Raw genomic sequence first — 17,983 nt, 5'->3', positions numbered from 1 at the left:
ATTTCCATTTTTGTGGAGGTTTTCTAACCATATTGACGGAAATTCCCTCTTCGTCACGCAATTCAATGTGTTTGGTTACGTCTTGCTCGCGAATTTTTGCAGTTAAAATGGAAGTGTTTCTAGATATATACTCAAACCACCTCAAGGTGCAGGATTCAGAGCTCTATCTTCTGTGTCAGTTCAAGGAAAAGAACGAAGTGGAATGACGAGTCCTTTCCAAGTTCTTTGACGATGAAATGGGACAGAAGATGAGATCCCAAGGGCGAGTTTGCTTGGTTTTCATGCTGCGTAACCAATTCTTGATTTAGAGCCACTAGATCTGCAAATTGGTACCTTGCCTGAAAACCAAGCAATTCTCGCTGAACCTAGTATCTTGAGGTGGTTTGAGTATACATACGCTTTCCACTTCTTGCGTAAATTGATGTAGACTGCGTTTTTTAACTTCATATTAAAGACAGCATGCATTCTCTTAAAAAAATGGGCGCTATTGGCGGTGCTATTCTTCTGGTGGCATGTTGGCCACTTGCAGTCGGTCAGATAGCGCAAAAAGTTATCGAAGATGGTGTACAAAATTTAAATAGCAGTTCTGTTAAGGCAGAGATAGCCGAATACGACAGAGGTTACTTTTCTGCGACTGCAATCACTCGCTACACAATCACCGACCCGCAGTTAGTCAAAAGCCTAGAGGCCGACGGTTTGCCTGCTTCAATCGAAGTTGTACATGACATTAGCCATGGCTTGGTTGGGATCGATGCGCATTCTTATGTGAAAGACTCACTGCTCATTCAATTCGAGCTGGCGACCCAAACTAAATTGAACGGAGACACTAACTTTGAGTTGGTGGGACGAAAATTCAATTTTACTGATGCTAAAGGTGCCGAACTCATTGTTGGTCAGTATTCAGCACAAGGTGTAGCCTCTGTTGCCGGTGCGCTAGAAGCGACAGTTACCGTGCCAAAAGCGTCGGTTAACTTTTCTAACGGCGACAATTTGGTTTTGAACAGCTTTATTGGTGAAGGAGCAGGGCAACGTGAAGGGGGCTTGTGGGTTGGTCAGCAAAACATCAGCGTCAAAGGTTTTCAGCTTTCATCAGCTTCTGGGGAAAACGATTTTCAACTTGAAGATCTGCAATATGTGCTGAAAACCAATAAAAACGAATCAGGTGAAAAATTTGACAGCGTGCAAACACTCTCCATTAAAAGTGCATCAACAGGTGAGAATCACGCCAAAGATTTAGAGCTAGATTTTGCTTTTAACGGTATTAACAGCCAAGCACTAGAGCAACTTATTTCGATTTATGGGACTGGCGAGAATCTGACAGAAGAGCGAATGAACGAAAGTATGCCATTGCTGGATCAATTGGTCGAAACCGGCTTTGGCGTTCAGCTTAACAAGTTTGCGCTCAATTTAGATGGAGGGGACTTCCAATCAGCATGGCAGTTAACCGTTCCCTCTGGGCAAAAAAATGTTTCTCAAAATGCATCTGTATTATTGAATGTCGTTGAGGGAAATCTGGACGCTTTCATTTCTAATGAGCTACTTCAATCTTATCCATTTGTGCGAGAAAACATAGATGAGCTTTTGATTATGGAGTTTGCTAGCGAAGACGCCAAAGGCGTTGGTTTGAATGCGAAGCTGATTAACGGTCAGGTAACCTTCTCTAGTGGGAAGCAAATACCACTTCTTGCACTATTCATGCCTTTGATGGCTGGTGGTAAGTAGAGTTCTTTACCGAAAATAGCGAATTGAATATAAAAAGAAGTCATAAGACTTCTTTTTTTGTGTTTTCTCCGTTTTTTTCTTTTTCCCGATCTCAAAAAGTGGTATTACTGATGTAAATCTCGATTTGTATTTTAACGCAGGAGCATTCTTCATCATGGAACCGATTTATAATTTCAGTGCAGGCCCAGCAGGTTTACCTAAAGCGGTAATGGAAAAAGCGCAAGCTGAATTCATCAACTGGAATGGTATTGGCACGTCGGTAATGGAAATCAGCCATCGCAGTAAAGAATTCATTGCTGTTGCTGAAAAAGCAGAACAAGATCTAAGGGATCTTCTGTCCATCCCTAACAACTATAAAGTGTTGTTTTGCCATGGTGGTGCTCGCGCTCAGTTCGCGGCAGTACCAATGAATCTGCTCGGCGATAAAACAACAGCAGACTATGTTGATGCAGGTTACTGGGCGCAAAGTGCAGTAACGGAAGCAAAGAAATATTGTCAACCTCGTGTTATCGACGCGAAAACGGAAGTTGATGGCAAAGTTGCGGTTATTCCACCTTCCGAATGGGAAATTGATGAAAACGCTGCTTATGTACACTTTTGCCCGAATGAAACTATTGATGGCGTAGAGATTACAGAACTGCCTATTACAGATAAACCCATTGTTGCGGATCTTTCATCCACTATCCTATCTCGTAAAATCGATGTCTCTCAATATGGTGTCATTTACGCAGGTGCTCAGAAAAATATCGGTCCAGCGGGTATTTGTATCGTAATCGTTCGTGAAGATTTACTTGAATTGGCATCAGACGCACTTCCAAGTGTTCTTAATTACAAGGTACTGGCTGAAAAAGATTCCATGTTCAACACTCCACCTACCTATGCATGGTATTTGTCTGGGCTAGTGTTTGCATGGTTGAAAGAGCAAGGTGGTGTAGAAGCAATCGAGCAGGTAAACAAAGAGAAGGCAGATCTACTGTACAATTACATTGATGCTTCTGATTTTTATCGTAATCAGGTTCACCCAAACAACCGCTCGCGCATGAACGTACCTTTCCAGTTAGCGAAACCTGAATTAGACGGTAAGTTTTTGGAGTTAGCTCAAGAAGCTGGTTTACAGGCGTTAAAAGGTCATCGAGCAGTGGGCGGTATGCGTGCTTCTATTTACAACGCAATGCCACTTGAAGGTGTGCAAGCTTTAGTTGAATTTATGAAGCAGTTCGAGATCGAATATGCCTAACAGCTAGCAAAGTTTAATTTTAAGAACCCAGCCATGTGCTGGGTTTTTTTGTCTCCGTTTTTCGTGCGCTACTTGATTGTCTTATGTGCTCAAAGCAAAGGGTGCTTATAAGGTATAGACTTTACACAAGTCACAATTTTTGAGCATTTGTTCGCCAAACTGACTAAATGAGTGTTATCACAATAAAATTTCTCGCAATTTGGAGCTGAAGTTTGCAACTCAAGGAAAAGAGTATTCGCACAGTTGTTGTCGTGGATGACGACCAAGACATTCGAGATGTACTTGGAGATGCCTTATCTCAGCAAGGACATAATGTCATATTGGCTGAGAATGGCGATCAGCTTATGTCTGCGTTCAAACAAGACAATCCTGATGTCATATTGTTGGATTTGCGGTTGAAACAAGAGGATGGTTTGCAGCTAGCAAAGGCAATTCGGGAACAAAGCACAGTCCCAATCATGATGCTTACCGGCAAAGGCGATGAAACCGACCGTATCATCGGCTTAGAAATCGCTGCTGATGATTATATGATGAAGCCGTTTAACCTTCGGGAACTGATTGCTCGTGTCAATGCATTGCTTCGACGGTCAGACTTAACGCAAACGAAGGCAATTCAAGTAGAGCACGAACAATATCGCTTCGGACCTTGGAGCCTAAATATGTCGACCAGACAGCTTCTTCACGAATCGGGTAAGGAAGTCAGTTTAACGTACGGAGAATTTGCACTGCTTCAAGCGTTAATCACCTCACCAAATTGTGTATTGTCACGGGATCAACTGATGGACAAAACCCATGGTCTAGCCTCGGATTCGAGTGACAGAACGGTTGATGTCCTCATTCTCCGATTACGAAGGAAAATTGAAAACAACCCACGGTTGCCCGAGTTCATTCAAACGGAACGAGGTGTAGGTTATGTGTTTAGCAGCAACGTAACTCGGGTAGGTTAACCTATGATTCGGTTGCAAAGTATCCGCACTAAGCTCCTATTTTCGGTTGTTGGTACGTTGCTGCTTACCCTTTCTCTTGCCAGTGTTTTTGTCTATACCACTCAGCAGAACCAAGCTCTTATTGACGATATTGCCTCAGAAACCCTTGAAGATATCAATACCGCGCTCAGCCTTTCAGAAAGCGTTGCTCAAGTCGCGGCAATGGCACCTTATGCCGCGGATTTTGCACGACCATTTCATGTTCAAAATGAAAGCCAAAGGCTGCAAGAAAAAATTAAAGATCTTAAGTCCGTTGCGGATCACCTAAACAATCCAGAAGCCAAAGATACCTTGTTGAAAAAAGTAGAAACGCTGGATACATCCATTCAAGCCTTGCTAGCTAACGTAACGAAAGAACTCTTCACTCGTGAAGACCTTCTTTCACTTCAATTCGACTTGCATCCTCTAATGGCTCACAGCCAAGGAGAGGTTTTCATTAACGCCTTTACTGGAAATCCAATGGCTGTGCCCCATGTTCTCATTGAACAAATGGAAACGTATGCGAACCAACAGGCGCTTTCTGGAATCTCAAATATTTTATCGGAGCTCAAAGCCCAGCAGAAAAATGTGTCTGAAGTTCGCCGTAATAATGCGTATGTTCTTTCTTCTATTCGGGCGCAATCGGATCAAATGACCGCATCGGTACATGAGTTTGTGATTGCTTTGCAGCAACATTTGAGGTTTCAGCAAAAGCAATCCGAACGGGCAATAGATCGGGCAACTGTGTTTATATCTATCATCATATTACTGTTGCTGCTGAGCGGTATTTATCTCCACCGTTTCAACTCCGTGTTGACGAGTGACCTCAAAACAGTGACCGAAGAAATGTCGAGCTTGGCGCAAGGTAAGACCAATATCGCCGTGGCGAATATTCAGCGTAATGACGAAATAGGGGAGCTTGCTAGAACCTTCGAAGCATTCCAAACAGAAGCCATAGAAAAAGTCCGAGTAACAGAAGATTTGCGAGTTCAAAAGAATTTGCTCGAAGCCATCTTCAACAATATCCAAGATGGGCTCAGTGTGTTTGACGATCAAGATAACTTGGTTGCGTGGAATAGACGTTACCTCACGTTATTTAAGCTCAGACCTAATGAAGTGACGGTTGGCATGCCTTTAAATGACTTACAAACACTCATGGCAAGAACACCTTTTCGCACGCGCAACTTAATGCAAGAAACGCTAGAGCTACAAGAGTTAAATGAAGAAAGGAAAGACCGTTCAGCAGTATTTGAGCGCTATTTCGATGATGGCAGAATTATTGAATTTCGGAGCCAGCCTATGCCTGAGGGTGGTTTTGTAACACTTTACAGTGATCTCTCAGAAAGAAAGGCGATAGAGCAACAACTACAACAAGCCCAAAAAATGGAAATGCTGGGGCAGCTTACAGGTGGAGTCGCGCACGACTTTAATAACTTACTGGCCTCACTCATGGGGAATTTACAACTGCTTGAAATGTTGCCAAACCTCAGTGAAAGCCAAGAAAAATATCTTTCCAGAGCGCTCTTAGTGACAGAAAAAGGCAGCCAGTTGGTGGAGCGGCTATTGGCATTTAGCCGCAAGCAGCAACTGTATCCGGAGTGGGTGCCCGTAGATGACCTGATTGCGAGTGTTCTTGACATCTCTGCCTACTGTGTGACGCCGAATATCACTGTTAATACCGATTTGGCACTGGGGGAGCAGTGCATCTATGTTGACCCTTCTCAATTGGAGAATGCACTCTTAAACTTAATTTTGAATAGTTCTTCGGCTATGCCCAATGGTGGAGAACTCACGCTGTCGACATATAAATCGTCCCAAAGTGAACACATTATTCTTGAAGTTATTGATACCGGTGATGGGATGAGTAAAGAAACTATGCAGCGCGCGTTAGAGCCATTTTTTACGACTAAGCAAACTGGTGAAGGGAGCGGTTTGGGGCTCAGTATGGTTTATGGGTTTGTTACACAAAGTGGAGGGGAGATCGACATTCAATCGTCTCTTTCACAAGGCACAAGCGTTAAGCTCATTCTTCCAATTGGTCAGCAGCCTAAACTAGAGAATGGACAACAAAAAATCAATGACCCCGCTATTACTGTTAAGCGCAATGCATCGGTTCTATTAGTCGAAGATGACATCGAAGTTTCCGGTGTTATTCGAGAGCAGCTTGCACTAATGGAGTTTGAAGTGAGTGTGGTTCATTCAGTGCAGCATGCGCTGGAACATTTGGCGGTAAATACATGCGACTTGGTTATCTCCGATGTGAATTTGGGCTCAACTGAAGACGGTGTGCAGCTACGTCAGATTCTTGCTTCTGATAGTCCTAGTTTGCCCGTTATACTCACTTCAGGGCTACCGATTGAATCTCTAATCGAACACCATCATTTCAATCCTGAATGGCGCTTTATCGCCAAACCTTTTCAGTACGAACAATTAAAAGCGATGATCAACATATCGTAAGTGTGTATATAAATAATGCCATTAAATCAAAAAGCTAGATGTATTATTTCAATTGTTAACGAGTTTTCTTCGCTTTGAAATCATTCATTAGTTTTTCCCTGTCACTTTTGTAAAACCAAGGAAGGAACTGACCTTGGATTTATAATTTGTAAGGGAGTAAACCATGAAAAAGCTAGTCACTATCGCCGCATTAACGGCAGCCATGTTCAGCGCACCTCATGCATTTTCTGCAGACAAAACCATTGTGGGTTTAATCACCAAAACCAACACCAATCCTTTTTTCGTCAAGATGAAAGAGGGAGCGGAAGCCAAAGCGAATGAATTGGGAATGGAATTACGTTCTTTCGCTGGGCGATACGATGGAGATAACGATTCACAAATTCAAGCGGTAGAAAATCTTATTTCATCGGGCGCGAAGGGCATTTTAATTGTCGCAAGTGACCCTGTCGCATTAACACCTTCTATCGAGAGGGCTCGTAAAGCCGGCATAGTTGTGATTGCACTGGATACGCCATTTTCTCCAGCCAATGTCGCCGATGCAACGTTTGCTACCGACAACTTCCTTGCAGGTGAACTGATTGGTAAATGGGCAAAAGCCAAACTGGGTGCAAAAGCGAAAGACGCCAAAATTGCGTTATTAGATTTAAGCACTGCTGGTATTACTGTCGATGTCGCTCGTAACCAAGGATTTTTGAAAGGTTTTGGTGTTGACGTCAAAGACGCAAACAAAATGCGTGATGAAGATGACTCTCGTATTGTCGGCAATGACGTGACCCAAGGTTCTGAAGAGGGCGGTCGTCGCGCAATGGAAAATCTTCTACAAAAAGATCCGAGCATTAACGTGGTGTACACCATAAACGAGCCAGCAGCAGCGGGCGCATATGAGGCACTAAAAGCGGTTGGAAAAGAGAAAGACGTGCTCCTAGTATCGGTTGATGGTGGTTGTCCGGGCGTAGAAAACATTAAAGACAAAGTGATCGGTGCAACGTCGATGCAGTTCCCATTGAAAATGGCCTCTCTGGGCGTAGAGGCTATTGCGGAATACGCGAAGTCGGGTGTTAAACCCGGAGCGACCCCTGGTAAGGGCTTCTTTGATACCGGTGTGGAGCTGATTACAGATGAACCCGTTGATGGCGTTGCATCTTCAACATCAGCACAAGGGTTAGGCAAGTGTTGGGGGTAGTGTTCAGAGTTCACTAATGAAAGCGTAATCCTCGTTCACCTGAATTCTTTTGAGGTGAATGAGGAACAAACCTGAGCGCCGCGTCGAGTGCGATCAGGTCAGATGTACAAAGTTAAGGAAAACGCTATGACACACCCTTCGTCATCAGAGCCCAATTTTGAAAAAACAGCGGAGCAAAACACGGACAAAAGCTTTGCTGAATTTAAAGAGCCAACATCGATTGGCTTAAACGTGCAGCGGTTTTTACATAATCAGCCGACCGCAGCCCCATTTTTAGTCCTTATTTTAGCGGTTGCCATTTTTAGTTTTCTGATTGGTGACCGATTTTTACACCCGTTCAACATGTCACTGATCCTACAGCAAGTTACGATTATCGGTGTACTTGGTATTGCCCAAACGCTCATCATTTTAACCGCCGGGATCGATTTGTCGGTGGGCGCGATTATGGTCTTGTGTTCCGTCGTAATGGGGCGCATGGTAATGGATTTTGGTTTACCCCCTGTTTTGGCGTTTGGTATAGGCATGCTGGTGGGTACATTGGCGGGTATGATTAATGGTTTATTGGTCTCGCGCTTTAAGCTTCCCCCATTCATTGCAACACTTGGTACGTGGAACATCTTTTTCGCACTGAATCTTTGGTATTCCAACAGCCAAACTATTCGTTCTCAAGCTATTGCCAAGAATGCGCCATTGCTGCAATGGATGGGCGAAACCGTCGAATTGTTTGGTGCGCGGATAACCTATGGGTCCATGCTTATGATCGTGCTCTTTGCCGTGATTTGGTATGCGTTGAATTGGACGGCGTGGGGGCGACATGTCTACGCCACGGGCGATGATCCAGATGCTGCGAGGCTAGCCGGTATTCGTACTCAGAAGATATTGATGTCGGTTTATGTGGTTGCTGGGTTCGTTTGTGCCATTGGTGCGTGGGTATTAATTGGTCGCATTGGGTCGATAAGCCCTCAAGCGGGTTACACCGCCAACCTCGATTCCATTACCGCGGTGGTGATTGGTGGGACCAGCTTGTTTGGTGGGCGAGGTTCTATATTCGGTACTCTGATTGGTGCACTCATTGTAGGTGTGTTTCGAAACGGTTTAGCTCTGCTTGGTGTAGATGTGCTTTGGCAAGAGTTTACCGTTGGGGCGTTGATTATTGTCGCGGTTGGTGTGGACCATTGGATCAGAAAGGTATCAGTATGAGTGATGTCGTATTGCAAGCAAGAGGGTTAGTGAAGCGTTACGGTCGAGTCACGGCCTTAGATGGAGCGGATTTTGATCTCTATAAGGGCGAAATTCTGGCAGTGATTGGTGATAACGGTGCGGGGAAATCCAGCTTGATTAAAGCGTTATCGGGAGCGCTCGTTCCTGATGCAGGTGAAGTGAAGTTAGATGGGCAGGCGGTTTCATTTAAAAGTCCGATGAACGCAAGAGAAATGGGCATAGAAACAGTGTACCAAAACTTGGCGGTCGCACCCGCTCTGAATATTTCCGATAACCTATTTTTAGGGCGAGAAATTCGCCGCCCCGGAATACTGGGTTCAGTTTTTCGTATGCTGGATAAGAAAACCATGAATGAAAGGGCAAAACAGCAGTTAGCGGATCTTGGTTTGATGACCATTCAGAATATAACCCAAACGGTAGAAACGCTGTCTGGTGGTCAGCGACAAGGCGTCGCGGTAGCAAGGTCAGCTTTGTTTGGTAGTAAAGTAGTCATCATGGATGAGCCTACAGCCGCTTTGGGTGTGAAAGAATCCAGAAAAGTACTCAACTTGATTCGTCATGTAAGGGACAGAGGGCTTCCAGTGGTGTTGATCAGCCACAATATGCCCCACGTTTTTGAAGTCGCGGATCGCATTCATGTTCACAGACTGGGTAAACGTGCAGATATAATTACACCGAAAACACACTCTATGTCGGACGCGGTTGCTATTATGACAGGAGCGGTAGAACCGGGCACAGCTGCCTGAATAATACACAACAATTTCCCCCTTTGATGGCATTATTTGAACGTCTGTCGCAAAGGTTCCTTACCCAAAGGGGGGAGTTGGAAAATAAAGGTGTCATGTATGCGTGAATTTTTGCTTTTATTGATGGTGAGTGTTGCTTTGGCTCCCAGAGCTTACGCAAGTTCTGACTATTCTATTGGTGTGTCAGTTGCTGATCTTACCAACCCTTATTTTGTCAAAATGATCAAAAGCATTAAGTCGGAAGTGGCGGAATTACCGAACAAAAGTATCGATGTTATCGTTCGTTCTAGCGCTTACGATTTAGATCGGCAAATCCAACAGATTGAGTCTTTTATTGATAAAAAAGTGGACTTAATCATGCTTGTCGCTTCCGATGAATTGGCGATTGCACCAGCGGTGATCCGCGCACAACGTGCCGGAATTCGTGTAATAGCAGTGGATGTAAGGGCGTCTGGTGCGGATGTCACTATTACAACGGATAATATTCAAGCAGGCGAAATATCGTGTTTGAACCTAGTGAATAAACTCAATGAAAAAGGCAAAGTTCTTATCATCAATGGTCCTCCTGTTTCTGCCAGTTTAGATCGTGTGGCGGGTTGTAAATCCGTTCTTAATGACTACCCCGACATTGAGTTACTGGATGCAAACCTCAACGGAACGGGCAGCTATGATGGTGGCTTAGAAGCCATGGCCTATGCACTTCATGCTTATGAAAAGATAGATGGAGTGTTTGCGATTAACGATCCAACGGCTTTAGGTGCAGAGCAAGCATTACTTCAATCTGGCGCCCATGTTTGGATTACTTCCGTTGATGGCGCGCCTTTAGTCATTGAGGCATTAAAGGAGAATCGCCAAAACTGGCTGGGGACGGCAGCGCAGTTCCCTGCGCAAATGAGCAGCAAAGCTGTGCAAATAGGACTGGAACTGATTGGCGGTGGAAAGGTAGAGAAAGAGCTAGTCTTGATTCAGCCTGAATTTATTAATGCATCAAATTACAGGGCGTTTTCCGGTTGGTAAGTGACGTCTTCAAACTTCGTTAAAGTGCCTATCCTCAAGTGCTCTGAAACGCCTTAAGCAAAAGCCAGAGTCTTGGACTCTGGCTTCAATTTATCTCACATTTTTACATGCACCAATTAAGGTATGGTGCGGAGGCGAGTTATAGCGTTTGGCAAAGCTGATAATAACGCTCTTTCTTCTCTATAAGTTCTGCGTGGCTGCCTGTTTCAATAAACTCCCCTTGCTCCATGAGACAAATTTTATCCATCGTGTCCAAACCGACTAAGCGGTGGGTAATGAATATCATGGTCTTGTCGCTAAAGTGTTTCTCAAATAAGGCAACCATTTGCTGTTCAGTTTGCTTATCTAGACCTTCGGTTGGTTCATCCATTAGGACAATAGGGGAACGGCGTAAAATGGCACGAGCGATGCCGATTCGTCTTTTTTCGCCGCCAGAAAGCTGCCTACCGCCTTCGCCAAGCCAAGTATCCAACCCTTTGTCTTCATTCAGTTTAGACAACCCAACTTGTACTAGCGCATCAATAAGCTGCTTATCTTCAGCATCCGGTAGGGCGATAGTAAGGTTATCTCGTAAAGTACCATTTAAGATATCGACACGTTGGCTAATCACCGAAGTGGATTGCCTTAGGGCACTTTCATTCCATTGAGTAAGATCTTTCCCACCAATGGATACAGAACCAAGTTGTGGATCCCAAATTCGCGTTGCCAATTGCAGCAAGGTCGATTTCCCCGAGCCTGTTTGACCCACAATCGCTATTTTTTGCCCTTGCTCAACCGACAAATTAATGTTCTTAACAACGGGAACGGAAGGGTCATAGCCAAAAGTAACGTCAGACAATTCCATCGAGAAATGAGCTGGAAGAGCGTTACTTTGCTCCACAAATGTGACTTCTGGATCGGCATGGATAATTTCGTTAAGGCGTCTAGCCGATGTCACGGTTTGCCCTAAATATTGGAACGCGCCAGCGATGGGCATCAGCACTTCGAAGCTCGCCATTGTCGCGAATGCAATCATTGCAATATAAGGATCAGGTGCTCGTCCTCCGACGCCATCTGCCGCTAGCCAGATCATGAGCACTAATGTCAAACCACTGGCAAGCATAAGAAGGCTACTAGCAAGCCCTGTAATTCGCGCATGTTTTGCTTGGTTTACCATTAAATCGGATTGCTTATCCGCAATGTTACGGCGGTAGCGTTCTTCAACCCCAAACAGCACCAGTTCGGCATGACCCTGAATCCAATCGAGCGTTGCAACCCGAAGGTCCGACTTATTGAGCGTCAGTTGCTGACCGTTGAGCTTACCTAACTTATAAAAAATGATGGGCCAGATAAAGACGAGAGAGAGTAAAATGCCACCCAAGGTTAACCCTAATACAGGATCAAACCAGCAAAGAAAAACCGTCAGTGAAATAATACCAAGCGTGCTGACTACTAGTGGGCTAATAAGCCTCAGGTACACGTGGTCCATTGCATCAATGTCTGCAACCAATCTGTTGAGTAGATCAGCATCGCGAATGTTGGCAACTTTACCTGGGATCAGCGGAGTTAATTTTTCGAAAAAGAAAATACGTAAATCGGTAAGAAGCTTGAATGTCGCATTGTGGCTCACAACGCGTTCACCCCAGCGACCAGCCGTTCGGCTCATTGCGAAACCACGAACAAACGCTCCGGGCAGCATGTAATTGAAGGTTTCACGAGCAATAGACAAACCAACCACAGCAGAAGCTGCGATAAACCAGCCAGACAACGTTAGCAACCCAATAGAAGCGAATAACGTTGCGAACGCGAGTAGCATCCCTAGCGATAAACCAAACCAATGCTTCTTGTAGAGTTTCAGATAGGGCAATAAATCACGCATCTAGATTCCCCTTATCGTTGTGTGAATCCATACTCGACTTCAGCATGTCTGCAAACAAGCCATTTTGTTGATTGAGAGAGTCAAAATGCCCCTGTTCCACGATTTGTCCATCTGCCATAACCAAAATATTGTCGACGTCTTTCAATGGTGAGAGTTGGTGGGTAATCATCAGCGTCGTTTTGGATTTAATCTGGCTCGCTAAGCCTTCCAGTACCAATTTTTCACTTCTTGCATCCAGACTGGCAGTGGGTTCATCAAGAATCCAAAATTCGCCATTTTGTAGCATTGCTCTTGCGAGTGCGAGTCGTTGTGCCTGACCGACAGAAAGACCACCCGAGCGATCACTGACCATGTAATCTAAACCATGTTGAGATACAAATTCATTGGCATAGCTGTCTTTCAAAACTTGACTTAGAGTTTCTTTAGACGTTTCACGACCAAACGTAACATTTTCTAAAATAGAACCATTCAGGAGTAGGGGGTTTTGACCCACCCAGCTTATGTTTTTACGCCAACTGATCAAATCGACCTCTTTCAAATCAATGCCGTTGATTTCTATGCGTCCTTCATACGGCAAGAAGCCAAGTATGGCGTTAATAAGGCTGGTTTTCCCTGCACCACTTGGGCCAACAATTGCAGTCGTTTGGCTGGTATCTAAGTCAAACGAGACAGGACCAAGTAATTGACTGCCTTCTGGGCTGAATACTTTTAAATCTTTCACTTTTAAAGATATCGGTGCGGATTTGGCTATTTCCGATGTACCTGAGGTAACGCTGTCGACATCTGTTTCGAGAAACTCGACTAAGCTTTCCGCTGCACCGATGGCCTGGGCTTTGGCGTGATAGAAGGTACCGAGGTCACGTAAAGGTTGATAAAACTCAGGAGCCAGAATCAAGATAAACAAACCTGAAAACAGCGTGATGGCAGCGCCATAGTAGCCAAAGTTCAATTCACCGATAAAGGCAAAGCCGAAGTAAACCGCGGTAATGGCGATAGAGATAGACGTGAAGAATTCTAGAACGGCTGAAGAAAGAAACGCGACGCGTAAGACATCCATAGTGCGTGAGCGCAAGACTTCAGAAGCGCCTCGCATCACCTCGGTTTCCGATTGCGCTCGGTCAAACAAACGAATTGTGGTCATTGCTTGCAATCGGTCGTAGAAGTGCCCTGATAGGCGTTGCAGTGCTTTAAAGTTTTTACGGTTAGCATCGGCGGCTTTCATGCCGACCAACGCCATAAATAAGGGGACTAATGGAGCCGTCACTAAGAAGATAAGCCCCGCGGCCCAGTTTGTTGGAAAAACCACCACTAAAATAACAAACGGAACCAGTACAGACAGTGATACCTGAGGTAAATAACGCGCAAAAAAGTCTTGGAGATTTTCTACCTGTTCAAGCAGCAAGGTTGCCCAGCTACCGGCAGGTTTGCCTTTTATGTAGGCAGGACCGAGCTCGCGAAGCCGATCGAGGATAAGTTGTCTTACGTATGTACGGATCTGTTCTCCACAACGATACCCAGCTAATTCTCGACCCCAACTGCAAATGGCTCTTCCGATAACGGCACCAATCAAACCTGCAAAATGAGGAAGCAAGTCGTATTTGTCAGTATTTTCAATAATGAGCTGATGAAGAATGGTGGCCAGCAGGGCTGCTTGGGCAAGAAGGAAGAGGCTAGATACGACGCCCAGACCGACGGTAATCATTAACCAGCGTTTGGCGAGTTTGCTTTGTTGCTTGAGCCATTTATTTAAGGCGCGCTGCTTATGTTTGTCCATGTAAGAGACTTTAAATTCAGAATTTATTTTTGAAAGGGGGATTATATACCTAAGTGTGCCAAAGATGCAGCGGTAAGCTTCGTAAGAGTCGAAAATAAAAACGAAAAATCCGGCAATGAAGCCGGATTTTTAATCAATCTAAGTGGTTCGCAGCTCGGTTAGATAACGAGTCACTCAGAGAATCGGTCGATTGTAGAATTAGTCAGTTAGACCGTCTAAGAATTTTTCGGCATCTAACGCAGCCATACAACCTGTTCCAGCTGAAGTGATTGCCTGGCGATAGTTGTGATCCATAACATCACCCGCAGCAAAAATACCTGGAATGCTGGTTTGCGTTGCGTTTCCTTCAAGACCAGATTTAACCACAATGTAGCCGTCTTTCATGTCTAGTTGGCCTTCAAACATCGCCGTATTTGGTTGGTGACCAATCGCGACGAAAACGCCCATTACATCTAAATCTTCAGTCGCGTCTGACTGCGTATCTTTGATACGGACACCTGTTACACCCATATCGTCACCAAGCACTTCGTCTAGTGTGCGATCGGTGTGAAGAACGATGTTTCCGCTTTCTACTTTTTCCATCAGGCGCTTAACGAGAATTTTCTCTGCACGGAACGTGTCACGGCGGTGAACAAGGTGAACTTCAGAAGCAATGTTCGATAGGTAAAGTGCTTCCTCTACAGCAGTGTTACCACCACCAATAACCGCAACTTTTTGATTACGATAGAAGAAACCATCACAAGTTGCACAAGCTGATACACCACGTCCTTTGAAAGCTTCTTCTGAGTCTAAGCCCAAGTATTTTGCAGAAGCGCCAGTAGAAATAATAAGTGAATCACACGTGTACTCAGCCGAATCACCTTTCAAGCGGAAAGGGCGCTCGCTGAAATCAACTTCATTGACATGGTCGAACAAAATTTCAGTTTCAAAACGTTCAGCATGCTCTTTCATTCGTTCCATCAAATCTGGACCAGTAAGACCTTCTGCATCGCCAGGCCAATTTTCTACTTCTGTAGTGGTGGTTAACTGTCCGCCTTGTTGCATGCCAGTGACAAGAACTGGATTAAGATTTGCTCGCGCGGCATATACGGCAGCGGTATAACCCGCAGGACCAGAACCAAGAATTAAAAGACTACAGTGCTTTACGTCGCTCATTAGGACTCCGAAATTTGAATAATTATTTTGGGTAGATTGTAAAAAATAGTGGGGACGAAAGAAAGCAATTGCAACGCAGTTAAAGCAATTAAATGGTTATAGTTTAGAACGTATACCCAAGTGACCTCAAGATGCTGGATTCAGAGCCTCATATTCTGTTTCAATTCAAGCCTTTCTACTTCAAAATCAGGAACGCAGTGGAATGACGAGTCCTTTCCAAGTTCTTTGACGAGGAAGTGAGGCAGAATATGGGCTCCCACGGGCGAGTTTAACTGGCTTTCATACAGCGTTACCGATTCTTGATTTAGAATGGCTAGATCTTCATATCGGTGCCTTGCCTGAAAGCCAGTTAACTCTCGCTGAACTATGCATTTTGAGGTTACTTGGGTATATCTCTTATTTTTGACTGGTCGGGTATGTTGTTTTTATCGAGCTAAAAAAAACCACCAAAACTTGGTGGTTTCTTGTTCAATTAACGAAGCTTCTAAGACATAAAAGCGTCATTTTCTTTATAGCGAGTTGCTCTATATCGAATTGCTCTACAGCGAACTGCTTTTCAGAAAATGGCTTAGTAGCGAATGTTACTCATTTCAAAAGCTAAGCCTTTGTCTGTTACATCAAACGTCATGTTCGCTTCGATATCATCTTGAATGAACGGCTCTAGTTCCGCAGGAACTGGTTCACCACTGCGCTTCATCATCTCAACAAACGGACCAAATAGTTTGCTGTAGCTGATGTAAGTGTTGTACAAGCCATTGGATTCTAGAGCTTGACCGAACAGGTTCGTCGCTGCTTTCGTTGCCGATTCGCCAGTATAGAACGACAGATGGTTGCCTTTCGACGCGACATAGACTGTACCAATCTCTGCAAATTGCTCAGCCAGTTGTGGTGGAACTTCAACCGGTGTTCCATCTGCTGGAATCTGGATTTGAGATAGCGAAGGTTCCATCATTTGAGCCGCTTGGAACAGTGCAACTGGGTTATCTGCTGAAATCGAAACAGACGCATCCAGCATGTTCAGCTCTTCACCGTATTCGCTTTCACCAAAGCCGTAATCAAACAGGTTGAAGCTTACACCTTTTAGGCCATTGACAAAGCCTGTTGCCATACCAACCATCGCAGGGTTTGCCTGACGAAGACCAGCTTGCATTTCGGCTAGAGGAGCACAGCTGTATTGAGTCGCTAGGCCGTCTTGCCATATCGCATTCAGAGCCGGTGCCAATTTGTTTACATCAATACCCAACCCAAATGATAGCGCACTGTTTTGAGTGTCATTCAATGCTGGTATAAAGCCACGGATAGACTTAAGTGCATCTAGGATCACTGAGTTTTTGCTCTCAACTAAGATATCCATGTCCATCGTCATATTTTCATTGACGGTTGCACCGAATACCGTTCTTGGCCAGTTTGCAGCAATACCAGCGATTTCTGTCTTACATTGCTCCGTTTGAACAGCGGTCAATGGGTTCTCCGAAGACGGATTCTCTGCTTTTATTAGCTCACTAATTTTAGCGATGTGCTTAGCAAGCAAATTGCCATCAGTTGTGGTGAAGCCAGTTGCGAACTGTTGATGATCTAGGTAACCAACAGAGTCTTTACCAAGCTCAGGATGCGCTGCTAGCATCTTGTTTATGGTGTCTGCTTGCGCCACTGACTGTACTGGTGCTTCAACACCCAAAGCAACCTTGAGAGGGCTTGTTGCCCCAAAGTCTGCAGAGTCTAGGGTAATGGTTGCAATGCCTTGATGAACAGCGACAACAAACTCAAGTTTTGTTTCATTGTTTTCTTCAGCCAAGCTGTACGAGCGATAAGCCACATCGCCGACTTTTTTAGCAACATGCTTGAAATTACTGTCTGTTTCTACTTTATCGAATGTTGCCCAAAAGGCTTGTTCGTCAGCAACATCAAATTTAAACACAGGCGCTAAACCAACAAGGTATACGTAGCTTGTTAGCGTGTCAGGTGCACCAAAAGCTGCTTTGTATGCTTCGCCACTTTGGATAGCTTTAAAGTAAGTATCGCCAAGCGTGATAAAGAAAGTCTCACGATTCGTCATCTGCTGTGGATCAGTTTCTGTGAGTTCCAGAATGTCATCCATTGAAGGGACACTGCCCATAGAACCTAAAAATTTGTCCAGTTCCAGTGGTGTCAATTGTGCTGAAACAAATGCAGAATCTGACGGGATTTGATCTAAGACAGATACGGACTGAGATGCCTGCTGCTGGGTGTAAAGATATCCACCAGCTCCCACTGCAGCAATACCTGCAGCGATGACTAACTTATTCACTAGCCTACTCCTTTTATAAATATAGCGTCCGAGAATAGAACTTATTGATCTAAATAACAATCTGTTGTGCGAATAAAGTAGAGAGAAGTCAAATAGATAAGAACTGAATCTCAGCGATGACTTAATATCTATTTAAATCATAGTGTTACAATTATGCCTAGTGGAGAGTTTTGTTATTGATAAACTACCTAGTGAATTGCTGGTTCATCTATCTTGAAATGGCAGTATACGCAGTTCTATATTCTTTATTTAAATACAAATCGATATATGTGATGTGAAAAATTTGATCTGGCAGAATAAGTGGTCGATTCTTGATGTAAATAGTTTGTGAATGATGTGTAGCTAAAAAGCTTCTAGGAGC

Annotated in this window: 12 protein-coding genes; 8 read left to right on the top strand and 4 right to left on the bottom strand. The window is 44.4% G+C overall.

From position 1 onward, the window contains the following. Positions 1–459: 459 nt before the first annotated feature. From LDO37_RS10955 to LDO37_RS10920, 8 genes are all read left to right on the top strand, one after another. Positions 460–1,722, top strand: a complete 1,263-nt coding sequence (locus LDO37_RS10955; protein WP_126610294.1) for a DUF945 family protein — start codon at positions 460–462, stop codon at positions 1,720–1,722. Between the two features lie 154 nt (positions 1,723–1,876). Beyond that, complete coding sequence (gene serC, locus LDO37_RS10950; RefSeq protein ID WP_126608853.1) at positions 1,877–2,959, top strand: 3-phosphoserine/phosphohydroxythreonine transaminase; 1,083 nt, start codon at positions 1,877–1,879, stop codon at positions 2,957–2,959. Positions 2,960–3,171: 212 nt separating this feature from the next. Further along, positions 3,172–3,906 carry a response regulator gene (locus tag LDO37_RS10945; protein WP_185829877.1) on the top strand — a complete coding sequence of 245 codons (735 nt, stop codon included), beginning with the start codon at positions 3,172–3,174 and terminating at the stop codon, positions 3,904–3,906. Positions 3,907–3,909: 3 nt separating this feature from the next. Then, the gene (locus LDO37_RS10940) at positions 3,910–6,381 is read left to right on the top strand and encodes a hybrid sensor histidine kinase/response regulator (protein ID WP_126608854.1); all 2,472 of its coding nucleotides are present in this window, start codon (positions 3,910–3,912) and stop codon (positions 6,379–6,381) included. A 163-nt stretch (positions 6,382–6,544) separates the two neighbouring features. Then, entirely contained in the window at positions 6,545–7,564 is a 1,020-nt protein-coding gene (locus LDO37_RS10935) for a sugar ABC transporter substrate-binding protein (RefSeq protein WP_126608855.1), read from the top strand. Between the two features lie 126 nt (positions 7,565–7,690). Next, the gene (locus LDO37_RS10930) at positions 7,691–8,764 is read left to right on the top strand and encodes an ABC transporter permease (RefSeq protein ID WP_126608856.1); all 1,074 of its coding nucleotides are present in this window, start codon (positions 7,691–7,693) and stop codon (positions 8,762–8,764) included. Further along, entirely contained in the window at positions 8,761–9,531 is a 771-nt protein-coding gene (locus tag LDO37_RS10925) for an ATP-binding cassette domain-containing protein (RefSeq protein WP_126608857.1), read from the top strand. Before LDO37_RS10930 ends, LDO37_RS10925 begins: the two co-directional genes overlap by 4 nt. A gap of 99 nt (positions 9,532–9,630) precedes the next feature. Further along, complete coding sequence (locus tag LDO37_RS10920; RefSeq protein ID WP_126608858.1) at positions 9,631–10,548, top strand: substrate-binding domain-containing protein; 918 nt, start codon at positions 9,631–9,633, stop codon at positions 10,546–10,548. 139 nt (positions 10,549–10,687) lie between these two features. Here the strand turns inward: LDO37_RS10920 and cydC are convergent, their stop codons facing one another. The 4 genes from cydC to LDO37_RS10900 all read right to left on the bottom strand — a co-directional run bounded on the left by cydC (position 10,688) and on the right by LDO37_RS10900 (position 17,622). Then, complete coding sequence (gene cydC, locus LDO37_RS10915; protein WP_126608859.1) at positions 10,688–12,406, bottom strand: heme ABC transporter ATP-binding protein/permease CydC; 1,719 nt, start codon at positions 12,404–12,406, stop codon at positions 10,688–10,690. After that, on the bottom strand, positions 12,399–14,180 hold the full coding sequence (cydD, locus tag LDO37_RS10910) for a heme ABC transporter permease/ATP-binding protein CydD (protein WP_126608860.1): 1,782 nt from the start codon (positions 14,178–14,180) through the stop codon (positions 12,399–12,401). The genes cydC and cydD overlap by 8 nt, the downstream gene beginning before the upstream one ends. Positions 14,181–14,378: 198 nt before the next feature. Further along, positions 14,379–15,335, bottom strand: a complete 957-nt coding sequence (gene trxB, locus LDO37_RS10905; RefSeq protein WP_101111277.1) for a thioredoxin-disulfide reductase — start codon at positions 15,333–15,335, stop codon at positions 14,379–14,381. A 568-nt stretch (positions 15,336–15,903) separates the two neighbouring features. Further along, positions 15,904–17,622 (bottom strand): hypothetical protein, encoded by a 1,719-nt coding sequence (locus LDO37_RS10900; protein ID WP_126608861.1) that lies wholly within the window; start codon positions 17,620–17,622, stop codon positions 15,904–15,906. Positions 17,623–17,983 lie beyond the last annotated feature (361 nt).

Origin of the sequence: Vibrio penaeicida (assembly GCF_019977755.1) — a bacterium.
Lineage (GTDB): Bacteria > Pseudomonadota > Gammaproteobacteria > Enterobacterales > Vibrionaceae > Vibrio > Vibrio penaeicida.
Note: the sequence above shows the minus strand (reverse complement) of the source record. Positions and strands in the feature narration are given on the sequence as shown.